This window comes from Streptomyces sp. NPDC107581 (assembly GCF_055657175.1).
This window is the reverse complement of the sequence record NZ_JBVKBH010000001.1, coordinates 605,397-628,204: the sequence shown is the minus strand read 5'-3', so window position 1 is coordinate 628,204 and position 22,808 is coordinate 605,397. Positions and strand designations below refer to the sequence as shown.

General features: G+C 68.9%; 19 protein-coding genes. 10 read left to right on the top strand and 9 right to left on the bottom strand.

The genetic code is table 11. The features are described from left to right. Positions 1-203: 203 nt before the first annotated feature. From ACZ7P3_RS02885 to trxA, 7 genes are all read left to right on the top strand, one after another. Complete coding sequence (locus ACZ7P3_RS02885) at positions 204-2,570, top strand: DUF6049 family protein (protein WP_472078585.1); 2,367 nt, start codon at positions 204-206, stop codon at positions 2,568-2,570. Between the two features lie 46 nt (positions 2,571-2,616). Next, positions 2,617-4,974: a murein biosynthesis integral membrane protein MurJ gene (gene murJ / locus ACZ7P3_RS02880; protein ID WP_472078584.1), complete on the top strand. Its 2,358-nt coding sequence runs from the start codon at positions 2,617-2,619 to the stop codon at positions 4,972-4,974. Between the two features lie 118 nt (positions 4,975-5,092). Continuing rightward, complete coding sequence (locus tag ACZ7P3_RS02875) at positions 5,093-6,793, top strand: protein kinase family protein (RefSeq protein WP_472078583.1); 1,701 nt, start codon at positions 5,093-5,095, stop codon at positions 6,791-6,793. A gap of 20 nt (positions 6,794-6,813) precedes the next feature. Beyond that, positions 6,814-7,539 carry an RNA polymerase sigma factor SigM gene (gene sigM, locus ACZ7P3_RS02870; RefSeq protein WP_472078582.1) on the top strand — a complete coding sequence of 242 codons (726 nt, stop codon included), beginning with the start codon at positions 6,814-6,816 and terminating at the stop codon, positions 7,537-7,539. After that, a complete protein-coding gene (locus tag ACZ7P3_RS02865) occupies positions 7,536-8,477 on the top strand; it encodes an anti-sigma factor family protein (RefSeq protein ID WP_472078581.1) in 942 nt (313 codons plus the stop codon). The genes sigM and ACZ7P3_RS02865 overlap by 4 nt, the downstream gene beginning before the upstream one ends. A gap of 172 nt (positions 8,478-8,649) precedes the next feature. Then, the gene (gene trxB, locus ACZ7P3_RS02860) at positions 8,650-9,615 is read left to right on the top strand and encodes a thioredoxin-disulfide reductase (protein ID WP_472078580.1); all 966 of its coding nucleotides are present in this window, start codon (positions 8,650-8,652) and stop codon (positions 9,613-9,615) included. A gap of 47 nt (positions 9,616-9,662) precedes the next feature. Then, positions 9,663-9,992, top strand: coding sequence for a thioredoxin (gene trxA / locus ACZ7P3_RS02855; protein ID WP_472078579.1), 330 nt, complete (start codon positions 9,663-9,665; stop codon positions 9,990-9,992). 100 nt (positions 9,993-10,092) lie between these two features. On the opposite strand, the gene ACZ7P3_RS02850 is transcribed toward trxA, so the two are convergent. The 9 genes from ACZ7P3_RS02850 to rpmH form a co-directional block, all read right to left on the bottom strand. After that, positions 10,093-10,710, bottom strand: coding sequence for a GNAT family N-acetyltransferase (locus ACZ7P3_RS02850; protein WP_472078578.1), 618 nt, complete (start codon positions 10,708-10,710; stop codon positions 10,093-10,095). A gap of 317 nt (positions 10,711-11,027) precedes the next feature. Further along, a complete protein-coding gene (locus ACZ7P3_RS02845) occupies positions 11,028-12,128 on the bottom strand; it encodes a ParB/RepB/Spo0J family partition protein (protein ID WP_472078577.1) in 1,101 nt (366 codons plus the stop codon). Further along, entirely contained in the window at positions 12,125-13,198 is a 1,074-nt protein-coding gene (locus tag ACZ7P3_RS02840) for a ParA family protein (protein WP_472078812.1), read from the bottom strand. The genes ACZ7P3_RS02845 and ACZ7P3_RS02840 overlap by 4 nt, the downstream gene beginning before the upstream one ends. Positions 13,199-13,485: 287 nt before the next feature. Next, on the bottom strand, positions 13,486-14,202 hold the full coding sequence (gene rsmG, locus ACZ7P3_RS02835) for a 16S rRNA (guanine(527)-N(7))-methyltransferase RsmG (RefSeq protein WP_472078576.1): 717 nt from the start codon (positions 14,200-14,202) through the stop codon (positions 13,486-13,488). A gap of 116 nt (positions 14,203-14,318) precedes the next feature. Then, the gene (locus ACZ7P3_RS02830; RefSeq protein WP_472078575.1) at positions 14,319-14,831 is read right to left on the bottom strand and encodes a Jag family protein; all 513 of its coding nucleotides are present in this window, start codon (positions 14,829-14,831) and stop codon (positions 14,319-14,321) included. 15 nt (positions 14,832-14,846) lie between these two features. Beyond that, positions 14,847-16,127 (bottom strand): membrane protein insertase YidC, encoded by a 1,281-nt coding sequence (gene yidC, locus ACZ7P3_RS02825; protein WP_472078574.1) that lies wholly within the window; start codon positions 16,125-16,127, stop codon positions 14,847-14,849. Between the two features lie 3 nt (positions 16,128-16,130). Then, positions 16,131-16,496, bottom strand: a complete 366-nt coding sequence (gene yidD / locus ACZ7P3_RS02820) for a membrane protein insertion efficiency factor YidD (protein WP_472078573.1) — start codon at positions 16,494-16,496, stop codon at positions 16,131-16,133. Continuing rightward, positions 16,493-16,864, bottom strand: a complete 372-nt coding sequence (rnpA, locus tag ACZ7P3_RS02815) for a ribonuclease P protein component (protein ID WP_472078572.1) — start codon at positions 16,862-16,864, stop codon at positions 16,493-16,495. The genes yidD and rnpA overlap by 4 nt, the downstream gene beginning before the upstream one ends. 20 nt (positions 16,865-16,884) lie before the next feature. Then, on the bottom strand, positions 16,885-17,022 hold the full coding sequence (gene rpmH / locus ACZ7P3_RS02810; protein ID WP_005482975.1) for a 50S ribosomal protein L34: 138 nt from the start codon (positions 17,020-17,022) through the stop codon (positions 16,885-16,887). Between the two features lie 396 nt (positions 17,023-17,418). Between rpmH and dnaA the strand changes: the two genes are divergently transcribed. The 3 genes from dnaA (at position 17,419) to gnd (ending at position 22,775) form a co-directional block, all read left to right on the top strand. Next, entirely contained in the window at positions 17,419-19,407 is a 1,989-nt protein-coding gene (gene dnaA / locus ACZ7P3_RS02805) for a chromosomal replication initiator protein DnaA (protein ID WP_472078571.1), read from the top strand. Positions 19,408-20,589: 1,182 nt separating this feature from the next. Continuing rightward, positions 20,590-21,720, top strand: a complete 1,131-nt coding sequence (gene dnaN / locus ACZ7P3_RS02800; RefSeq protein ID WP_472078570.1) for a DNA polymerase III subunit beta — start codon at positions 20,590-20,592, stop codon at positions 21,718-21,720. A gap of 179 nt (positions 21,721-21,899) precedes the next feature. Continuing rightward, positions 21,900-22,775: a phosphogluconate dehydrogenase (NAD(+)-dependent, decarboxylating) gene (gnd, locus tag ACZ7P3_RS02795; RefSeq protein WP_472078569.1), complete on the top strand. Its 876-nt coding sequence runs from the start codon at positions 21,900-21,902 to the stop codon at positions 22,773-22,775. Positions 22,776-22,808: the final 33 nt, after the last annotated feature.

Here is a 22,808-nt window from a genome sequence, read left to right as displayed (position 1 = left end):
GACCCCTCCAGCCATACCCGCACAAGCGCTGCCCTTGTGACGTACACCGCCGCTGTCCGCTCGATACTGGATATAGAGGACGCGTGGTCGCCGGCTACCGATCTTGTGAGGCAGACCGCGGCACTTCCCCTCGGCGCGCATCGTTACCATGCGTGGACGCACATTCCGACGACCACTGAAGACGACGAGGGACGGACGAGCGCGTGGCCGAGGCGGCAGACTTCCAGGGGATCAGTCCCTCACCTGCCCGCCGGTGGGTCCGGCGCACCGGAGCACTGCTCGCCGGGGCGCCCCTGCTGGCCGGGCTGCTTCAGCTGCCCGCTGCAGCGCCCGCGCAGGCCGCCACCTCGGACACCGTATCCGTCGCCGTGGACTCGCTCAGCCCCAGCGCCCCCACCGACGGGGACACGCTGACGGTGTCCGGCACGGTGACCAACAACGGCAAGCAGTCCGTCACCGGCGCCCACGTCGGTCTGCGTGTGGGTCCCCTGTTGAACACCCGGTCGGCGATCGACGGTATCGCCCGGCATTCCGACGATCTCCAGGGCGGCACCGGCGCCGAGGTCGGCGGGAAGTATGTGGAGAACTTCCCCAAGCTGGCTCCGGGGATCGCCGAGCACTTCAGCATCTCCGTGCCGGTGGACAAGCTGGACCTCGGCGAGGACGGCGTCTACCAGTTCGGTGTCTCGCTGTCCGGTCAGACGTCTGCGCAGCCCTGGGACCAGGTGCTCGGCATCCAGCGGACCTTCCTGCCGTGGCAGCCGTCCGAGGCTGACACGAAGACGAAGACGACGTTCCTGTGGCCGCTGATCTCCACGGCCCATATGACGGCCAAGACTGGCGCCGGTGAGCTGCAGACGCCGGTCTTCCTCAACGACGACCTGGCCAAGGAGATCGCGCCGGGCGGCCGGCTGGCGCAGATGCTGGAGCTGGGCAAGGACCTCGATGTCACCTGGGTGATCGACCCGGACCTGCTGGCTTCGGTGGACGCGATGGCGGGCAACTACCGCGTTCAGAACGACGACGGCACCACCACGGCCGGCACCCATCAGGCGGTCGCCAAGCAGTGGCTGGCGGGCCTGCAGAAGGCCGTAGCGGGCAAGGAGGTCGTCGCGCTCCCCTACGCCGACCCGGACCTGGCCTCCCTCGCGCACAACGGCACCCGCGTCACCGGCTCGCTCAGCCACCTCAAGGACGCCACCGACGTCGCCGCCACCACCGTGAAGACCGTGCTTCACGTCACACCGACGACCGACTTCGCCTGGCCGGTGGAAGGCGCCGTCGATCCGTCGATCATCAAGGTCGCCACCTCCGCCGGCGCCGACCGGGTGATCGCCCGCAGCGACAGCCTCCAGGAGACCGCCGGGCTGTCCTACACCCCCTCCGCCGCCCGGCCCATCGGTGGCGGTACGACCGCGGTGGTCGCCGATGCCCGGCTGTCCACGTCCTTCGAGGGAGATCTGACCAAGGCGGACTCGGCCACGCTCGCCGTCCAGCAGTTCCTGGCGCAGAGCCTTGAGGTGACCGCGCAGACGGACCAGCAGCGCAGCATCGTCGTCGCCCCGCAGCGCATGCCCTCGGCGAGCCAGGCCCAGGCGATGGCGGCGGCGCTGAAGGCGCTCCAGGGCGGGACCTGGTCCCAGGCACAGGACCTGACCGCGACCGCCAAGGCCAAGCCCGACCCGGATGCCACCACGCGCATCCCGTCGACGTCCGTGTACCCGTCCTCGCTGCGCAAGCGGGAGCTCCCGGGGACGGCCTTCGAACAGATCGCGCGCACCCAGGACAAGCTCGACAACTTCAAGGTGATCCTCAGCGACCAGTCCCGCGTGGTCACGCCGTTCGGGCGAGCCATAAACCGTGAGATGTCCACGTCGTGGCGGGGCCGGAGCGGGGAGGCGGACGGCTTCCGCGCCGGCGTCGAGGACTGGCTCGACGAACTCATCGACCAGGTCAAGCTGATCGACAAGTCCGAGACGAAGCTCTCCGGGCGCAGCGCCACCATCCCGGTCACCGTCCAGAACAACCTCGTCCAGCCCGTGGGCCATCTGGTTCTGCGGCTCACCTCGGCCATGCCCACCCGCCTCAAGATCGGCGGCAAGGCCTACGAGGAGCAGCGCGTCGAGGTGTCCGGCGGACACAGTCAGTCCGTGAAGTTCACCACCGCGGCCAATGCCAACGGCCGGGTCACGGTCACCGCACAGCTCTTCACCGAGGACGGCCAGGAGTACGGCCAGCCCGTCAGCTTCGACGTGAAGGTCACCGAGGTCACGCCCACGGTCATGCTGGTCATCGGCGGCGGCGTGCTCCTCCTGGTCCTCGCCGGGTTCCGGATGTACACCCAGCGCAAGCGGGCGGCCGCCCGGCAGGCCGAGGACGACGGCCCCGACCCGGCGGGAGAGGGCACCCCCGACGGCCCCGGGAACCCCGGCAGCCCCGGAGACCGTCTCCCGGAGGAGTCCGATGCCTCCTCCGGGGCAGACGCCCCGGGGCAGCCGAGTGACCCTGCACCGGACACCGCACCGGAAAGCGCCGACCCGTCCGGGACGGGTGAGAGAGTGGACCGTTGAGCGATGTCGTGGCCGGTGTGGCCCGGGACGATGAGGTGGGGTAACCATGAACGCGCCGTACGACGGTGAACGCGGCCAGGGCGCGGCCGACTCGGGCTACCCCGAGCCGCCGCCCGGGCCCGGTCAGACGCCGCCGCAGCACCCGGCGGACATGTACCTCCAGGACGCCTACGACCAGGACCCCTACCGGGCGCACGATCTGACTGCCCAGGACCCGGTCGCCGAGGCGCTCTACGACCGTGCCGCGCACCCGCCGCCGCCCGCGGGCTCATACGAGCAGCAGCAGCCGATGTACGCTCCGCCGGCCCAGTCGCCGTACGCGCCCGATCCGCGCGTGTGGGCGCAGACCCCGGCGCCGGAGCCCGACGGCGCGAGCCAGTACCTGCCGTACGGCGACGACCCCCGCACGACCCAGTTCGTGGGCGTGGACGACCTGGTCACGCACTCCGGCGAGGAGTACCACCAGCCGGATGCCTTCGCACACCTCTTCCGGGACCAGCAGCAGGGCGGGGCGCCCGCGCCGGTGAATCCCCCGGCCGTCCCCGGCCCGGCCGCCGCACCGGGTGTCGGTCAGGGCTCCGTGACCCCGTACCCGGCGCCGCCGCACACCCAGAACCCGCAGTATGCGGGCCACTACTCCGAGTCGCCCTACCAGGCCGGTGGCCCCACAGCCGGAAACCCGGTGCAGCCCCCCGTACCGGCCCCGGCCGCGGCCCCTGAGCCCACCGGTGCATCCGAGGTCTCCGCGCCCGCGGCTCCGGCCGCGAAGAAGGGCGGGCGCGCCTCCGGGCTGCTCAAGTCCAGCGCCGTCATGGCGGCCGGCACGATGGTCTCCCGCCTCACCGGGTTCGTCCGCTCCGCGCTGATCGTCTCGGCACTGGGTGTCGGTGTGCTCGGCGACACCTTCCAGGTCGCCTACCAGCTGCCGACGATGATCTACATCCTGACCGTCGGCGGCGGCCTCAACTCGGTCTTCGTACCGCAGCTGGTGCGCTCGATGAAGGAGGACGACGACGGCGGCGAGGCGTACGCCAACCGGCTTCTGACCCTGGTGATGGTGGCGCTCGGCGCGCTCACCGTGCTCGGGGTCGTGGCCGCACCGCTGCTGATCCACGCGCTGTCCCCGTCGGTGGCGGACGATCCGGCGGCCAACCAGGTCGGCATCACCTTCGTCCGCTACTTCCTTCCCTCGATCTTCTTCATGGGCGTCCACGTGGTGATGGGGCAGATCCTCAATGCCCGCGGGAAGTTCGGCGCGATGATGTGGACCCCGGTCCTCAACAACATCGTCATCATCGTGACGCTCGGCATGTTCATCTGGGTGTACGGCACCGCGGCCGACTCCGGGATGAAGGTCACGAACATCCCGCCGGAGGCCCAGCGCCTTCTCGGCGTCGGTATCCTCCTCGGTCTCGTCGTCCAGGCTCTGGCGATGATCCCGTACCTGCGCGAGACCGGATTCCGGCTGCGCCTGCGTTTCGACTGGAAGGGCCACGGCCTGGGCAAGGCGGCGACGCTCGCCAAGTGGACCGTGCTCTTCGTGCTCGCCAACCAGGCCGGCGCCATCGTCGTCACTCAGCTGTCCACCGCCGCCGGCAAGCACTCCCACATCGACGGCACCGGCTTCGCCGCCTACGCCAACGCCCAGCTGATCTGGGGCCTGCCGCAGGCCATCATCACGGTGTCCCTGATGGCCGCGCTGCTGCCGCGCATCTCGCGCTCGGCCGCCGAGGGTGACAGCGGCGCCGTCCGTGACGACATCTCCCAGGGCCTGAGGACGACCGCTGTCGCCATCGTCCCCATCGCCTTCGGCTTCGTCGCGCTCGGCATCCCGATGTGCACGCTGATCTTCGGCTCCTCGGGCACCAGCGAAGCCACCAACATGGGCTACATGCTGATGGCCTTCGGCCTGGGCCTGATCCCGTACTCCGTGCAGTACGTCGTCCTGCGTGCCTTCTACGCCTACGAAGACACCCGCACCCCCTTCTACAACACCGTCATCGTGGCTGCGGTCAACGCGGGCGCCTCCGCGCTCTGCTACTTCCTGCTGCCGACCCGCTGGGCGGTGGCCGGCATGGCCGCCGCGTACGGCCTCGCCTACGCGATCGGTGTGGGCGTCGCCTGGCGGCGGCTGTCCCAGCGGCTGGGCGGCGATCTGGACGGCACACGGGTGCTGCGGACCTACGCCCGGCTAGGCATCGCCTCGGTACCGGCGGCCCTGCTCAGCGGCGCGGCCTGCTACGGCATCGGCCACACGCTCGGCCAGGGCGTCATCGGCTCCTTCGCCGCGTTGGTCGCCGGTGGTGCGGTGCTGGTCGGCGTCTTCTTCGTCGCCGCCCGCCGGATGCGGATCGAGGAACTCAACTCGCTCGTGGGGATGGTCCGCGGGCGTCTGGGTCGCTGAGGCGGGGGTAGGCGCACAACCATCGTCCGCCGCCGCGTGTCGTGCATAGCGGCGGACTGTGGGCACAATTGGTTTCGGCGTCGGACAGCGTGCAACGGATGGGGAGGCAGGGACGACGGTGGCGGAACGGAGCACGGCTGCCGTCGACGTGGCAGACAACAGCGGCGAGCAGCCGCTGACCGCCAAGGCGGACCAGTCCACGGCCGACGGGGTGGCCCAGAACCCGGAGCGGGACACGGACAGCAACGAGGCTCAGGGGAGCGGGACGGAGGGTCCCGGAAAGAAGGCCTCGCCTCCCGAACTGCACAGCGGACACAAACTCGCCAGACGCTACCGTCTGGAGGAGTGCGTCACCCGTCTGGACGGATTCAGCAGTTGGCGTGCGGTCGACGAAAAACTGCGGCGTGCCGTCGGGGTCCACATCCTGCCCGCGGACCACACACGGGCCCGTTCCGTACTGGCCGCGGCCCGTTCCTCGGCCCTGCTCGGCGATCCACGCTTCGTGCAGGTCCTCGACGCCGTCGAGGAGAACGACCTCGTCTACGTCGTGCACGAGTGGCTGCCTGATGCCACCGAGCTGACCGCGCTGCTCGCGGCCGGCCCGCTGGAGCCGCACGACGCCTACCAGATGGTCAGTCAGATCGCCTCCGCCATGGCCGCCGCACACCGTGAGGGCCTCGCCCATCTGCGGCTGAACCCGAACGCCGTGCTGCGTGCCTCCACCGGTCAGTGGCGCATCCGCGGCCTCGCCGTGAACGCGGCGCTGCGGGGCATCAACTCCGACACCCCGCAGCGCACCGACACCGAGTCGATCGGCGCCCTGCTGTACGCGGCGCTGACCCAGCGCTGGCCGTACGAGAATGACGCCTACGGTCTGTCCGGTCTGCCCAAGACCATCGGCCTGATCGCGCCGGACCAGGTACGGGCCGGTGTCCATCGTGGCCTGTCCGAACTCGCCATGCGGGCTCTCGTCAACGACGGGGCCACGGCGTCCCGTCACGAGGCTCCGTGCACCACGCCCGAGGAACTGGTGAAGGCGATCGGCGAGATGCCCCGCATCCGCCCGCCAGAGCCTTCGTTCACGGCTCCGCCGGAGTACCAGCGCACGACGTACCAGCAGGGCACGTACGGCCGCCCTGCGCCGCGTCCCGGTGCCGCGCAGCCGATCGCCGCCCCGCCGCCCCCGCTCCAGAGCCGTGCCGGCAAGGTGTTGAAGTGGACGGTGTCGGCCCTGCTCATCGCCGCCCTCGGCCTGGGCAGCTGGCAGCTGGCGGACGCGCTGATGGATCAGAGCGACAAGTCGAACGACACCAACAAGACGCAGACGCAGGACGGCGGCGGCAAGAACGCCCCGAAGCCGACGTCGGGCAAGCCCATCGCGATCCAGGGCGCTCGTGACTTCGATCCGTTCGGCGACCAGTCCGAGAAGCCTGCCGACATAAAGAAGGCCTACGACAACGACCCCGCCTCCTACTGGCACACGGATTTCTATCTCGGTCCGAAGTTCGGCAACCTGAAGCCAGGTGTCGGTGTCATCCTCGACCTCGGCAAGGTCCAGCAGGTCGGGAAGGCAACGATCAGCTTCATGGGGGAGACGTCGGTCGAACTCCGTGCCGCCGGGGCGGACGCGGGATCGGAGCCGACGTCGTTCGCGGCCTTCAGCAAGGTCGCCGGCGGTTCGGGCACGACGGTGACGCTCAAGCCCGATAAGCCGCTCCGGACGCAATACCTGCTGGTGTGGCTGACCCAGCTGCCTCCGGACCCCGACGCTCAGGGCCAATGGCGAGGCAGGGTGGCAGACATCAAGGTGACCAGCTAAGTTCCCCCCGGGAGGGGCAGATGGCAGAGGGCGCCGGATACGACGGAGTGGGCGACCACGAGCTGCTCGCTCGCCATGTGGAAGGCGACCCCGATGCCTTCGGCGAGATTGTGCGGCGGCATCGGGACCGGCTGTGGGCGGTGGCGCTGCGGACGCTGGGGGACCGGGAGGAGGCGGCTGACGCCGTTCAGGATGCGCTGGTCTCCGCGTACCGTGCCGCGCATACCTTCCGGGGGAAGTCTGCCGTCACGACCTGGCTGCACAGGATCACGGTGAACGCCTGTCTGGACCGGGCTCGCAAGGCCGACACCCGGAAAACCGCTCCCGTCGACGACACCGAGCGGCTGGAGCAGCTGCTGGAGCCGCACGAGTCGGCCTCCGCTCCCGCCGAGCGGAACGATCTGCACCGGCAGCTCATCGAGGCACTCGGCACGCTGCCGCATGAGCAACGTGCCGCTCTGGTCCTCGTGGACATGCAGGGCTACCCCGTGGCCGAGGCTGCTCGCATCCTCGATGTACCCACGGGGACGGTGAAGAGCCGGTGTGCCCGGGGAAGGGCCAGGCTCCTGCCGCTGATCACACATCTACGTCCGGGCAGCACTGGCGACGAAGAAGAATCCCGCCCGGGACGGAACCGGATGCCGGATCCCCCCGTCCCACCGGCGACGGGACCTCGGGACGGAGGTTCCCGAGTCACGGGTCCGAGCGATTCAACCGTAGTGAAGGGCGGAGGTGGGCGAGCGTGAGTTCCACGACAGACACGGCCGGGCACCCGGACGTCGAGGAGATCTCCGACCTCACCGAAGACCTCCTCCCCCCGGACCGGAGCGCGGAGCTACGGCGCCATCTGGACGGGTGCGAGCCGTGCGCGGACGTCCGTGCCTCCCTGGCGGAGATCCGGGGGCTGCTGGGCACGGTGCCGGGCCCTCCGCGCATGCCGGCGGACGTGGCAGGTCGTATTGACGCCGCCCTCGCCGCCGAAGCGCTGCTGAACGCCGCCGCACCCAACGCCTTGGACACATCGGTCCTGATTTCCGGGACCGGGGAACCGGCCGACCAGGTCCCCGGCGACGCTGTTTCACGTGAAACAGCGCCCTCTGCGGACCGCCCTGTCGGCCGCCCCCAAGGGGCGGCGGGACCGGGGCGCAAGGCACGCGACCGCGGGCGCCGCCGCAGGACGGTCGTCCTGGGTGCCGTTCTCACCGCCGCGGTCCTGGGAGCAGGATCTCTGGTCCTGCAGTCGCTCGGCAGCGGCGGCTCTGACACGACGGCTCATGGGAAACCGACGTCGTCCGTCGGGACCTTCTCCGGGGACAGCGTCCAGAATCAGGTGAAGAATCTGCTCTCCGTCGACAAGGGCACGCATTCGGGCTCCGACAGCCAGCGGCCACGATCGGGCGTCCAGTCGGAGCAGAACACCCCAGGGTCGACCCAGAGCGCCAACACGTTCCTCCAGACCCAGCCCTCCGTGCCCGACTGCGTACGGAATGCGATCACCCGCAGTGGTGATGTTCTCGGCGCCAAGACAGGAATGTACGCCGGGAAGAGTGCCTATCTCGTCGTGCTGCCCGACACCGACGACAGCACGCGGGTCACGGTCTACGTCGTCGACGCGGCCTGCGTCGGCCGGCAGCCCGCCTCCCCGGGCAAGGTGCTGCTGAAGGAGTCCCTCGCTCGTCCCTGAGCCGGGAAAGGCGTTCGTCTCGGCCCCTTCCGGCCACCCGTACTGTGGGCAACGCCGTGCGCCCAGACACACCGGGAATGCTCGCCCCTTAGGATCCGTTGGGTGGGGTGAGAGTTCCGAAAGGGGCTCCCACCGGTCGACATGACGCAGACCAGAGACGAGGAATCAAGCCGTGAGCGACGTCCGTAACGTGATCATCATCGGCTCCGGGCCCGCGGGCTACACGGCGGCGCTCTACACCGCCCGTGCATCGCTGAAGCCCCTGGTGTTCGAGGGCGCTGTCACCGCAGGTGGTGCGCTGATGAACACCACCGAGGTGGAGAACTTCCCGGGCTTCCGCGACGGCATCATGGGCCCCGACCTGATGGACAACATGCGGGCGCAGGCCGAGCGCTTCGGCGCCGAGCTGATCCCGGACGACATCGTCTCCGTCGATCTGGCCGGTGAGATCAAGACCGTCACCGACACCGCGGGCACGGTCCACCAGGCGAAGGCCGTCATCGTGACGACCGGCTCCCAGCACCGCAAGCTCGGGCTGCCGAACGAGGACGCCCTGTCCGGCCGTGGCGTCTCGTGGTGCGCCACCTGTGACGGGTTCTTCTTCAAGGACCAGGACATCGCCGTGATCGGCGGCGGCGACACCGCGATGGAGGAGGCCACCTTCCTCTCCCGGTTCGCCAAGTCCGTGACGATCGTCCACCGCCGTGACTCCCTGCGCGCCTCCAAGGCGATGCAGGAGCGTGCCTTCGGCGACCCGAAGATCAAGTTTGTCTGGGACAGCGAGGTTGCCGAGATCGAGGGCGATCAGAAGCTCTCCGGCCTGAAGCTGCGCAACATCAAGAACGGCGAGCTGTCGGAGCTGCCCGTGACGGGTCTGTTCATCGCGATCGGCCACGACCCGCGCACGGAGCTGTTCAAGGGCCAGCTGGACCTGGACGAGGAGGGCTACCTGAAGGTCGCCTCTCCGTCCACCCACACCAACCTGACCGGTGTCTTCGCCGCCGGTGACGTGGTCGACCACACCTACCGGCAGGCGATCACCGCGGCCGGCACCGGCTGCTCCGCCGCCCTCGACGCCGAGCGCTTCCTCGCTGCTCTTGCGGACGAGGACAAGGCTCAGGCCCAGGCGACCGTCTGACCTTCCCCTTCCCCCACCCCCTCGCACACCCAGTTAGGAGCCCCGCTGTGGCCGACCTGAAGAACGTGACCGACGACTCCTTCGAGGAAGACGTCCTCAAGAGCGACAAGCCCGTCCTCGTGGACTTCTGGGCTGCCTGGTGCGGTCCGTGCCGTCAGATCGCTCCGTCCCTCGAGGCCATCGCCAAGGAGCACGGTGACAAGATCGAGGTCGTCAAGCTCAACATCGACGAGAACCCGGGTACGGCCGCCAAGTACGGCGTCATGTCCATCCCGACCCTGAACGTCTACCAGAACGGCGAGGTCGCCAAGACCATCGTCGGCGCCAAGCCGAAGGCGGCCATCGAGCGCGACCTCTCGGACTTCATCGCCGAGTGACGTTTCACGTGAAACACGAATGGGCCAACCCCTCCGGGTTGGCCCATTTGCATGAGACGCTCAGCTGACACTCGCCTCTGGAGCGGCCTGGCACCCGCCCCTAGAGCGGTCTCAGTGCGGGCTCCTTCTGGACGGCGCCCAGGAGCCGGTCGAGAGCCAACTCGACGTCTTCCTTCCACGACAGCGTGGACCGCAGTTCCAGCCGCAGCCGGGGATGCGTGGGGTGCTGCCGGACCGTCTTGAAGCCCACGGCCAGAAGATGGTCGGCGGGCAGCAGACAGGCAGGCTCCTTCCAACGGGCGTCACCGAACGCCTCGATCGCCTTGAAGCCCCGGCGCAGCAGATCCTTGGCGACTGTCTGGACCATCACCCGGCCAAGCCCCTGCCCCTGGTAGCCGGGCATGATGAACGACGTCATGAGCTGGACGGCATCCGGCGAGACCGGGCTCGTGGGGAACGCCGTCGAGCGGGGGACATAGGCCGGCGGTGCGTAGACCACATAGCCCACCGGAACATCATCGACGTAGACCACCCGGCCGCATGATCCCCAATCCAGCAGGACGGCGGAGATCCAGGACTCCTTCTCCACTGCGGAGGTTCCCGCCTTTACCGCTGCCTCGCCGCGGACGGGGTCGAGTTCCCAGAAGACGCACGAGCGGCAGCGTGGGGGAAGGTCCTGAAGGTTGTCCAGCGTGAGCGGTACGAGCCGACGCCCCATGAAGGCTGTTCCTCGCTTCCTTCGCCCGCGGCATCGCGAGCGGCTGCCAGAGCGCTCCGGTCGCTGAGGAGACTGCCGACGAATCCGCCGACCGCTCCGAAGCCCAGGACCGCGCTCACCAGTCCGGTGCGGCTCATCGATCGCATGGCTCTGTCTCCCCACTCAGAGATCTGCCAGGTGGATGCGCCATACCCTTTGGCATCGTATCCACGATGCGATTCCCTCGATACCGCCTCAAAGCAAAGAGCGGACCGCGATCCGTTACACACCGGACACGATCCGCTCTCCTGCGCCCATGGGACAGAATCGCCCGAGGATCAGAGGTCGTCCTGCTCGGGCTCGCCCTCCTGAAGCACCTTCTGCAGGATCGGCCCCTCGCCCGGAGCGAGAGTGCCGAGGATCCGCTCAAGGTCCTCCACCGAGGCGAACTCGACGGTGATCTTGCCCTTCTTCTGGCCCAGGTCGACCTTCACCCGGGTTTCGAAGCGATCCGAGAGACGGCCGGCCAGATCGGTCAGCGCCGGAGAGACCAGGGCACCGGCCCGCGGTCCCTTGGCGCGCTGGGGCGTCTGAGGCCGCGAACCCATCAGGGTCACGATCTCCTCGACGGCCCGCACCGAGAGGCCCTCGGCCACGATGCGGTGGGCCAGCCGGTCCTGCTCCTCCGAGTCGTCGATGGACAGCAGCGCCCGGGCGTGACCGGCAGACAGGACACCGGCGGCCACCCGCTTCTGGACAGCCGGCGAGAGCCTCAACAGCCGAAGCGTGTTGGAGACCTGGGGACGGGAGCGCCCGATCCGGTCGGCCAGCTGGTCATGGGTGCAGTTGAAGTCCTTGAGCAGCTGGTCGTAGGCGGCCGCCTCTTCCAGCGGGTTCAGCTGCGCCCGGTGCAGGTTCTCCAGCAGGGCGTCCAGGAGAAGCTTCTCGTCGTCCGTGGCCCGGACGATCGCCGGGATGGCTTCGAGTCCGGCCTCACGGCAGGCGCGCCAGCGGCGCTCGCCCATGATCAGCTCGTACCGGGCGGGACCCAGCTGTCGTACGACGACGGGCTGGAGGAGACCGACCTCCCTGATGGAGGTGACGAGCTCCTGCAGCGCGTCCTCGTCGAAGACCTCACGAGGCTGACGGGGGTTCGGCGTAATGGAGTCGAGAGGGATCTCGGCGAAGTGCGCGCCCACCGGAGACGCGGGCGCTTCCACGGCGGCGTTCACCGACAGCTCATCGGCGTCCTGGGCAGCAGGCGGCAGGCCGGCCACCTTCGCAGCGGCCACACCGCGGTCGGACAGAAGAACCGGTACCGCTGCGGGAGACGTCGACGCGCCTCCCACTCCAGCCGAAGTCGGGGTCTTCTCCGTTGGGGCAGCAGGGATCAGTGCGCCGAGACCACGGCCCAGTCCCACCCTCCGTCGCTCGCTCACTGGATGCCCTCCACCATGCTCGGGTTGCTCTGTGCGCCGATGTGGGGCTGCGTCGGGTCATAGCTGATACCGACACCCCTCAGGGCGATTTCTCGTGCGGCCTCAAGATAGGAGAGGGCGCCGCTCGATCCAGGATCGTAGGTCAGCACCGTCTGCCCGTAGCTCGGCGCCTCGGAGATACGGACCGAGCGGGGAATGCTCGTCCGCAGCACCTCGTCACCGAAGTGGGTGCGCACCTCGTCCGCGACCTGGGACGCAAGACGCGTCCGGCCGTCGTACATGGTGAGCAGGATGGTCGACACATGCAGGTCGGGGTTGAGGTGCCCCCGCACCAGGTCGACATTGCGCAGCAGTTGTCCCAGGCCCTCCAGCGCGTAGTACTCGCACTGGATCGGGATGAGGACCTCCTGGCCCGCGACGAGCGCATTGACCGTCAGCAGGCCCAGGGACGGTGGGCAGTCGATGAGGATGTAGTCCAGCGGCTGCTCGTACGCCTGGATCGCCCGCTCCAGTCGGCTCTCCCGTGCCACCAGAGACACCAGCTCGATCTCCGCACCGGCGAGATCGATCGTGGCAGGAGCACAGAAGAGCCCCTCGACGTCGGGCACCGGCTGGACGACCTCGGCAAGAGGCTTGCTCTCGACCAACACGTCATAGATGGAGGGAACTTCGGCGTGGTGGTCGATCCCCAGGGCGGTGGAGGCGTTGCCCTGCGGGTCCAGGTCGATCACCAGGACACGGCCACCATGCAGAGCCAGCGAAGCAGCAAGATTGACGGTCGTCGTTGTCTTGCCCACGCCGCCCTTCTGGTTGGCGACCACGATGACTCGGGTCTGCTCCGGTCGCGGCAGGCCTTCGCCGGCGCGGCCCAGAGCCTCCACCGCCAGTTGGGCAGCGCGACCGATGGGAGTGTCGTCCATCGGAGGCGGTGTTTCACGTGAAACATCCGCCCCCATCGACTCGGTACGGGGACCGGGGACCGGATCGGTCATCGGTCCCGCGATGTTGGCGTCGGACCGCACGGATTCACTCTCCTCGACTTCAGGCTCGCAATGAACAGAGCCTCCCATGCCTTCGGGGTCGTGAACCAGTGAGGCCTGTTGTTCTGTGGAGAAATCCACCTCTGTGGACAACTCCGGTACCTCTCCGAGTGAACCGAGAGGCTTCCGGTCCCGCGGTTCGGCCGCAGCGCGACCACGACTGATGATGCCGTGCAGCAGTGAGCGACGTTTCACGTGAAACACGATGCACAGCGATAGCGACCGGGGCTTCGCGACACTCCGACTCGCGTAGGTTTGGCAGCTTGTGTGGAGTACGTCTCTTCGCCGGGACGGATCAGAGACGCCCACATCCTCACTCAGCGACGACGGCGTACCCGACCCGCTCGCGCCGCCTTGGCCCGCTTGGCCGCGAATCGCACACCGCCAGGGCTCTCGCCCACCTCGACACGCACCACCGTGGACAGGGGATCCACCACGCCCTCTCCCACCTGCAGGATGGACGTCGACACCGCCCCGAGCCTGGTGAGCGCGGTGGCCGCCGCCTTCAGCTCCTCCTCGGCGGTGTCCCCCTTCAGAGCGAGCATCTCGCCGTACGGGCGCAGCAGGGGGATGCCCCAGGTGGCCAGGCGGTCCAGTGGGGCCACGGCGCGGGCGGTCACCACATGGACGGGCGGCAGCTTACCCATGACCTCTTCGGCCCGGCCCCGCACCACGGTGACGTGGTCCAGGCCCAGTAGCTCGACGACCTCGGTCAGGAAATTGGTGCGCCGCAGCAGCGGCTCCAGCAGAGTGATGTTCAGGTCCTCGCGGACCAGGGCCAGCGGGATGCCCGGCAGGCCGGCGCCCGACCCGACGTCGCACACCGTCACCCCCTCGGGGACCGCCTCCGAGAGCACCGCGCAGTTCAGCAGGTGCCGCTCCCACAGGCGGGGCACTTCGCGTGGACCGATCAGGCCACGCTGCACGCCCGCCTCGGCGAGCAGCTCCGCATAGCGGACCGCATCGGCGAAGCGATCACCAAACACTTCCCGCGCCTGCTCGGGCGCGGGGGGAAGCTCCGCTGCCTCCGTCACGGGGACCGTCCTTCCGTACAGCGCCGACGCTGTGCGCGCCGGCCACCAGAACTACCAGGCTGACAAAGTTCGGCCCCGTCTGCAGGCAGACGGGGCCGGTGAAACGTAGGGGCCGATCAGGCGGGCAGCACGACGACGAACCGCTGCGGCTCTTCACCCTCGGACTCGCTGCGCAGTCCGGCGGCCTTGACCGCGTCGTGCACGACCTTGCGCTCGAAGGGGGTCATCGGCTTGAGCTTCACGGCCTCACCGGTGTTCTTGACCTCGGCGGCGGCCTTGGCGCCCAGCTCGGACAGCTCGGCACGCTTCTTGGCCCGGTAGCCCGCGATGTCCAGCATCAACCGGCTGCGATCACCGGTCTCCCGGTGCACGGCCAGGCGCGTCAGCTCCTGAAGCGCTTCCAGCACCTCGCCGTCTCGGCCGACCAGCTTCTGCAGGTCCCGGGTGTTGGCGTCGCTGATGATCGACACGGCTGCCCGGTCGGCCTCGACATCCATGTCGATGTCGCCGTCGAGGTCAGCGATGTCGAGCAGACCCTCCAGATAGTCCGCCGCGATCTCGCCCTCTTGCTCCAGGCGGGTCAGGGTGTCTGCACCCTCGGCAGCGGCGGAGGTGGTGCCTTCCGTCACGGGATGGGCTCCTTCTTACTTCTTGGACGGGGACTTGGGCCGCTGCGGGCCACCCTTGCGCTGGCCGGACTGGGCCTTGCTGCGGGTGCCGGAGCCGGGCTTCTGGGGCTGCTTGGCAGCGGCAGGCCTGGCGTCCTGCGGCTCCTCGGACTTCTCCAGGGAGGTGGCCGACGTGTCGTCGCCCGCCTGCTTGGGCCCGGACTGGCGCTGGGCCTTGCTCTGGCGCTTGGGCTGCTGGCGCCGCCCGGCGGCAGCGGCGGCCGCGGTGGTGGTCGTACCGTCCTCGGTCTCCACCACGGTCTGGGCCTCGCTCTTGCCCACGGTGCCGTCCGCCTGGGCGGCGAGGCCCGCCTTGTTCAGAGCGTTGATGAACTTGCGCTCGAACTCGTTGCGGTCGCGGCCCTTGGAGACGATGGCCTTGACGATGGCCTTCTCGCTCCGCCGGCGGATCTTGCCGTGGTGGGTGACGTGCTTGGTCAGGCGCTCGAGGTAGGCGGCCTGAGCCTTGGAACCCGGGGTCGGGTTGTTGTGGATGACGTACATCTGCTGGCCCATGGTCCACACGTTGGTGGTCAGCCAGTAGACGAGGACACCGACCGGGAAGTTGATACCGAAGACGGCGAACATGACCGGGAAGACGTACATCAGCATCTTCTGCTGCTGCATGAACGGCGTCTTCACCGTGGTGTCGACGTTCTTCGTCATCAGCTGGCGCTGCGTGTAGAACTGCGACGCCGACATCAGGATGATCATGACCGCGGTGACGACCCGCACATCGGTGACCGTCGCGCCCAGGGCCTGGACGGTGGCGGAGCCGTCCTTGAACTTCGCGGCGAGCGGGGCCCCGAAGATGTGCGCCTTACGGGCACTGGCCAGCAGCGACTCGTTGATGACGCCGATGGTGTTGCCCGACGCGATGCCGTTGAGCACGTGGTACAGGGCGAAGAAGAACGGGGACTGCGCCAGGATGGGAAGGCACGAGGAGAGCGGGTTGGTACCCGACTCCTTGTACAGCTTCATCATCTCTTCGGACTGGCGCTGCTTGTCGTTCTTGTAGCGCTCCTGGATCTTCTTCATCTCGGGCTGCAGCGTCTGCATGGCCCGGGTCGCCTTGATCTGCTTCACGAAGAGCGGGATCAGGCAGATACGGATCAGGATCACGAGGGACACGATGGACAGGCCCCAGGCCCACCCGGTGTCAGGGCCGAAGATGGCGCCGTACACCGTGTGGAACTGGACGATGACCCATGAGACGGGTGTCGTGATGAAGCTGAACAGGCTGGCAATCGTGTCCACTAATCATGCTCCTTGGGCATGGGACGGAGTCTCTGCGGCCGGGCTCGGAGGAAGCTCGGAGGGGAGCTTCCCGCCGGTGGCCGGTTCGGCGGCGGAGGGTCCGCCCCTGCGTGCACGCCAAGCGTTGCGCAGCATTTCGTGCCACCGCGGGCGCTTGCGCGGCGGAACATGGTCCACGCCGCCGAGCGACCACGGGTTGCACCGGAGGATGCGCCAGGCCGTGAGTGCCGTGCCCTTGATCGCACCGTGCCGGTCGATGGCCGTATAGCCGTAGTGGGAGCACGACGGGTAGTACTTGCAAACCGGCCCCAGCAGAGGACTGATCGTCCACTGGTACAGCTTGATCAGAGCCAGCAGCGGGTACTTCATCGCGCGCCCCCTCCCAGTAGCCGCTCCAGGGCGGCATCCAGGTCTCGGGCCAGCTGTGCGTGGTCTGCGTCGCCCGATCCGGGCAGCGCTCGTACGACTACCAGGCTACCGGGGGCAAAGAGGGCGACTCGGTCACGCATCAGATGGCGCAGTCTGCGCTTCACTTTGTTGCGCACAACCGCGCCACCCACGGCCTTGCTCACGACGAAACCCGCACGCGTCGGGGGAGCGCTCTCCCCAGGCGCGTGCGGGTCCGTGGCACCGCTACGAAGGTGGACGACGAGGGTCGGGCGGCCTGCCCGGCGACCCCGTCGTACCGCGGTCGCGAAGTCTTCGCGCCGCCTCAGCCGATGCTCGGTAGGCAGCACGACGTCATGACCTGATCGGATCAGGCGGACAGGCTGGCGCGACCCTTGCTGCGGCGGTTCGCGAGAATCGCGCGGCCGGCACGGGTACGCATCCGCAGGCGGAAGCCGTGGGTCTTCGCGCGACGACGGTTGTTCGGCTGGAAGGTGCGCTTGCTCACTCGGGGGCTCCAGAAATTAATCGGTGGTGGCGGGGTGCCGTCCTGGCTGTCACCGTGCGCCCACGAGTAGCTCGCGTCACGCCCGATTGCACCGCTTCCCGATCACCTGAAGTGATCTGTGCCCATCGGAGGCAGGCGGCAGCAGCCATCGACAACTCGACCTGGTTACGGTACGCGGGGCTACGCCATCCGGTCAAACCAGGGGTCACGGAGAGACACTATCCACAGGCTGGGGACAACAACTTGAACCGCAGCCGCCACGCTGACTACCGTGGCTGAACTCCGTTTCGTTCCCTTGTCCCGGCCCGAGCGGGATTGCCCCGCCCACCGATCCGGATTCCGTCCCGACCTGTCCCCGAACCACACGTTCGTGGGACCTGTGAGAGAGCGTGCCCCGTGGCTGACGTACCTGCCGATCTTGCCGCAGTGTGGCCACGCGTACTGGAGCAGCTCCTCGGCGAGGGCCGCGGACAGGGTTTCGAGGCGAAGGACGAGCGCTGGATCCGGCGCTGCCAGCCGCTCGCGCTGGTCGCGGACACCGCTCTGCTCGCCGTACCGAACGAATTCGCGAAGAACGTGCTGGAGGGCCGTCTCGCTCCGGTCGTCAGCGAGACCCTCAGCCGCGAGTGCGGCCGGCCCATCCGCATCGCCATCACCGTGGACGACTCCGCGGGCGAGCCGCCGGCTCCCGCGGCGCCGCCCGCACAGCAGCCGCAGCCTCGCTACGAGGAGCCGGAGCTGCCCTCGGGTCCGTACGAGGGCTACGGCCGGCACCGCGCCGGCGACCAGCACCCGGGCGGCGAACCGTCCTCCCGCCCGGACCAGCTGCCCACCGCCCGCCCCGCGTACCCGTCCGAGTACCAGCGCCCCGAGCCCGGCGCCTGGCCGCGGCCCACGCAGGACGAGTACAGCTGGCAGCAGCCGCGCCTCGGCTTCCCCGAGCGCGACCCGTACGCCTCGCCGCCGCATGACGCCTACGGCTCCTCCAAGAAGGACGCCTACGGCTCGCCGGCCCAGGACTACCGCTCGCCGGGCAGGGACCGTCCGTCGTACGATCAGCAGCGCTCCGAGTACGAGGCACCGCGCCCCGACTACGACCGCCCGGACTACGACTCGCCGCGCCCGGACTACGACCGCCCCGAGTACGACTCCCCGCGCTCCGAGTACGAATCGTCCCGGACCGAGTACGACCAGCGCGATCCCGTCCGCCGTGAGCTGCCCGAACCGCCCTCCGGCGTCGGCCCGGTGCACCGCGGCGGCCCCGGCCGCCCGGACCTGCCGCCGGCCGGAGGGAGCGGCGCGCCCGGTCCGCTGGCCGCACAGCCCGCGCCGGCGAGCGGCCCCGGTGAACCGACCGCGCGACTGAACCCGAAGTACCTGTTCGACACGTTCGTCATCGGCGCCTCCAACCGGTTCGCGCACGCGGCCGCGGTGGCCGTCGCCGAAGCGCCGGCGAAGGCGTACAACCCCCTGTTCATCTACGGGGAGTCGGGACTCGGCAAAACGCATCTGCTGCACGCGATCGGGCACTACGCGCGCAGCCTCTACCCGGGCACGCGCGTGCGGTACGTCAGCTCGGAGGAGTTCACCAACGAGTTCATCAACTCCATCCGCGACGGCAAGGGCGACAGCTTCCGCAAGCGCTACCGCGAGATGGACATCCTGCTCGTCGACGACATCCAGTTCCTCGCGGACAAGGAGTCGACGCAGGAGGAGTTCTTCCACACCTTCAACACGCTCCACAACGCCAACAAGCAGATCGTGCTGTCCTCCGACCGGCCGCCCAAGCAGCTGGTCACGCTGGAGGACCGGCTGCGGAACCGTTTCGAGTGGGGCCTGATCACCGACGTCCAGCCGCCCGAGCTGGAGACGCGCATCGCGATCCTGCGCAAGAAGGCGGTGCAGGAGCAGCTCAACGCCCCGCCGGAGGTACTGGAGTTCATCGCCTCCCGCATCTCGCGCAACATCCGCGAGCTGGAGGGCGCGCTGATCCGGGTGACGGCGTTCGCCTCGCTCAACCGGCAGCCGGTGGACCTCGGCCTGACCGAGATCGTCCTGAAGGACCTGATCCCGGGCGGCGAGGACAGCGCACCGGAGATCACCGCCACGGCGATCATGGCCGCCACCGCCGACTACTTCGGGCTGACGGTGGAGGACCTGTGCGGCACCTCGCGCGGGCGGGCGCTGGTCACCGCCCGGCAGATCGCCATGTACCTGTGCCGGGAGCTGACCGACCTGTCCCTGCCGAAGATCGGCGCGCAGTTCGGCGGCCGCGACCACACGACCGTCATGCACGCCGACCGCAAGATCCGCGCGCTGATGGCCGAGCGCCGCTCGATCTACAACCAGGTGACCGAGCTGACGAACCGCATCAAGAACGGCTGACAACGAACGGCTGACACCGGCCGCAGAACGGCGCAGAGGCGCCTCCGGGAGATCCCGGGGGCGCCTTTTCGCGTCCCGGCAGGCCGCCGGCACCGGTTGCCGCGGCCTGCCGACGCCCTGCGCAAGCCCCGCCCCGCCCGTCAGCGCCACGTCAGCGCCACGTCCTCGCTCCGCCTCGCCCCGTACTGCCCCGCCTCGCCACTGCCCCGTCCTCGGCTCGCCCCGCACTGCCCCGTCCTCGCCCGCCACCCCGCCACAGCCCCCGACGCCGGCCTGCCGACGGCTCGCCGCCCCCGGAAGCCGGCTCACCGCCGCCCCGTCACAGCCCCGTCCTCGGCTCACCACCGCCCCGTTCTGGGCTCGTCGCCACCCCCGAACCGGCTTCGCGCCGTCCCGTCGGCGCCCCTCCCCGGACACTCGCTGTTCGATTAAGTGCCTGGTTACGGCCACTCTCCACAGATTCGGTGACTTTCTTCCGTCCACATCCTGGGGACTGCCGAGTTGTCCCGAACTGTGTCCACAGGGAACCTGGGGAAGAGCCGTCCGCCCAGCTCAGCAGCCTGTGGAATCGTGGACAAACGATCTCCACAGACTGTGGACAAAGTCGAGATCCACAGGCTGTGCACCAAGTTGTCCACTGGCAGCCCACAGGTTGGAGCCGGTTGTCCCCAGCGATTCCCGGCTTCTCCACACGGCTGTCCACTGTTCGGCAACGCGACGCACCCACTCACCGCCTCGAGTGAAAGCCGTCACACGAAGGTGCCGGATTGGGGTGTGGGAAACGTGGGTAAACCTGGGGACGCAGCTGGGGAGAACTGCCCTCGGGCTGTGGGCGGTGTGTGCAGAACTTTCTGTTCTCCACAGAGACACCTGGTTGTCCACCGCCTCCACCCACAGGGGCAGTGGACAAAATTTGGGCTCTGAGCTGGGAAAACGTGGTTATCCACGGTATCCACAGGCCCTACTACTACTCCCGACTAGAGAGAGCCTGGGAACCGTTTCGAAGCGGGGCCTGTGCACAACTCGCTCTCTCGAGCCCGGCTGCCCCTCGGAGCGACTTGACCCCGACAGGCACCTACTGTCAGTGCGGTGCGTCAGACTGGTCCCCGGTGTCCTTCCCGTCGCAGTGGGCGGTGACACCGAGTCGGAGGACTCAGTAGCAACAGCAGGAGGCGGCTTACGGTGAAGATCCGGGTGGAACGCGACGTACTCGCGGAGGCAGTGGCGTGGGCAGCACGCAGCCTCCCGGCCCGTCCGCCGGCGCCTGTCCTCGCCGGCCTGCTGCTGAAGGCCGAGGACGGCCAGCTGAGCCTGTCGAGCTTCGACTACGAGGTCTCCGCGAAGGTCAGCGTCGAGGCCGAGGTCGACGAGGAGGGCACGGTCCTCGTCTCCGGCCGGCTGCTCGCCGACATCTCCCGCGCCCTGCCCAACCGCCCGGTGGAGATTTCCACAGACGGTGTACGGGCGACCGTGGTCTGTGGCTCCTCGCGGTTCACACTCCACACCCTGCCTGTGGAGGAGTACCCGGCACTGCCGCAGATGCCGAACGCGACGGGCACCGTCCCCGGCGAGGTCTTCGCGGCCGCCGTGTCCCAGGTGGCCATCGCCGCCGGGCGCGACGACACGCTGCCCGTCCTAACCGGTGTGCGCATCGAGATCGAGGGCGACACGGTCACCCTGGCCTCCACCGACCGCTACCGCTTCGCGGTCCGCGAGTTCCTGTGGAAGCCGGAGAACCCGGAAGCCTCCGCGGTCGCCCTGGTCCCGGCGAAGACGCTGCTGGACACCGCCAAGTCGCTTGGCGCGGGTGACAGCGTCACGCTGGCGCTCTCCGGCTCCGGCGCGGGCGAGGGTCTGATCGGCTTCGAGGGTGCGGGCCGCCGGACGACCACGCGTCTGCTCGAGGGCGACCTGCCGAAGTACCGCACGCTGTTCCCGACCGAGTTCAACTCCGTCGCCGTGATCGAGACCGCCCCCTTCGTGGAGGCCGTCAAGCGTGTGGCCCTGGTCGCCGAGCGCAACACCCCGGTGCGGCTCAGCTTCGAGCAGGGCGTGCTGATCCTGGAGGCCGGCTCCAGCGACGATGCACAGGCTGTGGAAAGGGTCGACGCCCAGCTGGAGGGCGACGACATCTCGATCGCCTTCAACCCGACCTTCCTGCTGGACGGTCTGAGCGCCATCGACTCCCCGGTGGCCCAGCTGTCGTTCACGACGTCCACCAAGCCCGCGCTGCTCAGCGGCAAGCCGGCGCTGGACGCCGAGGCGGACGACGCGTACAAGTACCTGATCATGCCGGTGCGGCTGAGCGGCTGAGTCGCCGTCGGTCGTCCACAGGCCGGTGGAGAACCCTCACCGGCCTGTGGGAATCCGCAGGTGAGGGGCTACGCATGAGCGCGGATGCCCACAGCTGTGCGTGAGGGGCCGGGGCTAGGCTCGGACCCCGGGTACGCAGGTGCCCCACACGCCACACAGCAACCTAAGGAACACAACTGATGGAGCTCGGTCTCGTCGGCCTCGGCAAGATGGGCGGCAACATGCGCGAGCGGATCCGCCGCGCGGGCCACACCGTCCTCGGATACGACCGCAACGCCGACCTCGCGGACGTCCACAGCCTGGAAGAGCTTGTGGGCAAGCTCAGCGGTCCGCGCGTGGTCTGGGTGATGGTCCCGGCCGGCGAGCCCACCCAGACCACCGTCGACCGGCTTGCCGAGCTGCTGGAGCCCGGCGACGTGGTCGTGGACGGCGGCAACTCCCGCTGGACGGACGACGAGAAGCACGCCGAGGAGCTGGCCGCGAAGGGCATAGGCTTCGTCGACTGCGGCGTCTCCGGCGGCGTCTGGGGCCTGGAGAACGGCTACGCGCTGATGTACGGCGGCGACGCCGAGAACGTCGCCAAGGTGCAGCCGGTCTTCGACGCGCTCAAGCCGGAGGGCGACTTCGGCGCGGTGCACGCCGGCAAGGTCGGCGCGGGGCACTTCGCGAAGATGGTCCACAACGGCATCGAGTACGCGATGATGCAGGCCTATGCCGAGGGCTGGGAGCTGCTGGAGAAGGTCGATTCCGTGGAGAACGTCCGCGAGGTCTTCCGCTCCTGGCAGGAGGGCACGGTCATCCGCTCCTGGCTGCTCGACCTCGCGGTGAACGCCCTGGACGAGGACGAGCACCTCGACGGGCTGCGCGGTTATGCACAGGACTCCGGTGAGGGACGCTGGACTGTGGAAGCCGCCATCGACAACGCGGTGCCGCTGCCCGCGATCACCGCGTCGCTGTTCGCGCGGTTCGCCTCCCGCCAGGAGGACTCGCCGCAGATGAAGATGATCGCCGCGCTGCGCAACCAGTTCGGCGGCCACGCCGTAGAGAAGAAGTAATCCACAGGGTCGCCCCGCGATCCACAACCCTGG

What these genes read in the sequence shown, in the direction of transcription:
- murJ (WP_472078584.1), top strand. Translation starts at nt 2,617, where the DNA reads ATGAACGCGCCGTACGACGGTGAACGCGGCCAGGGCGCGGCCGACTCG.
- sigM (WP_472078582.1), top strand. Translation starts at nt 6,814, where the DNA reads ATGGCAGAGGGCGCCGGATACGACGGAGTGGGCGACCACGAGCTGCTC.
- ACZ7P3_RS02850 (WP_472078578.1), bottom strand. Translation starts at nt 10,710, where the DNA reads ATGGGGCGTCGGCTCGTACCGCTCACGCTGGACAACCTTCAGGACCTT.
- ACZ7P3_RS02840 (WP_472078812.1), bottom strand. Translation starts at nt 13,198, where the DNA reads ATGGGAGGCTCTGTTCATTGCGAGCCTGAAGTCGAGGAGAGTGAATCC.
- yidD (WP_472078573.1), bottom strand. Translation starts at nt 16,496, where the DNA reads ATGAAGTACCCGCTGCTGGCTCTGATCAAGCTGTACCAGTGGACGATC.
- gnd (WP_472078569.1), top strand. Translation starts at nt 21,900, where the DNA reads ATGGAGCTCGGTCTCGTCGGCCTCGGCAAGATGGGCGGCAACATGCGC.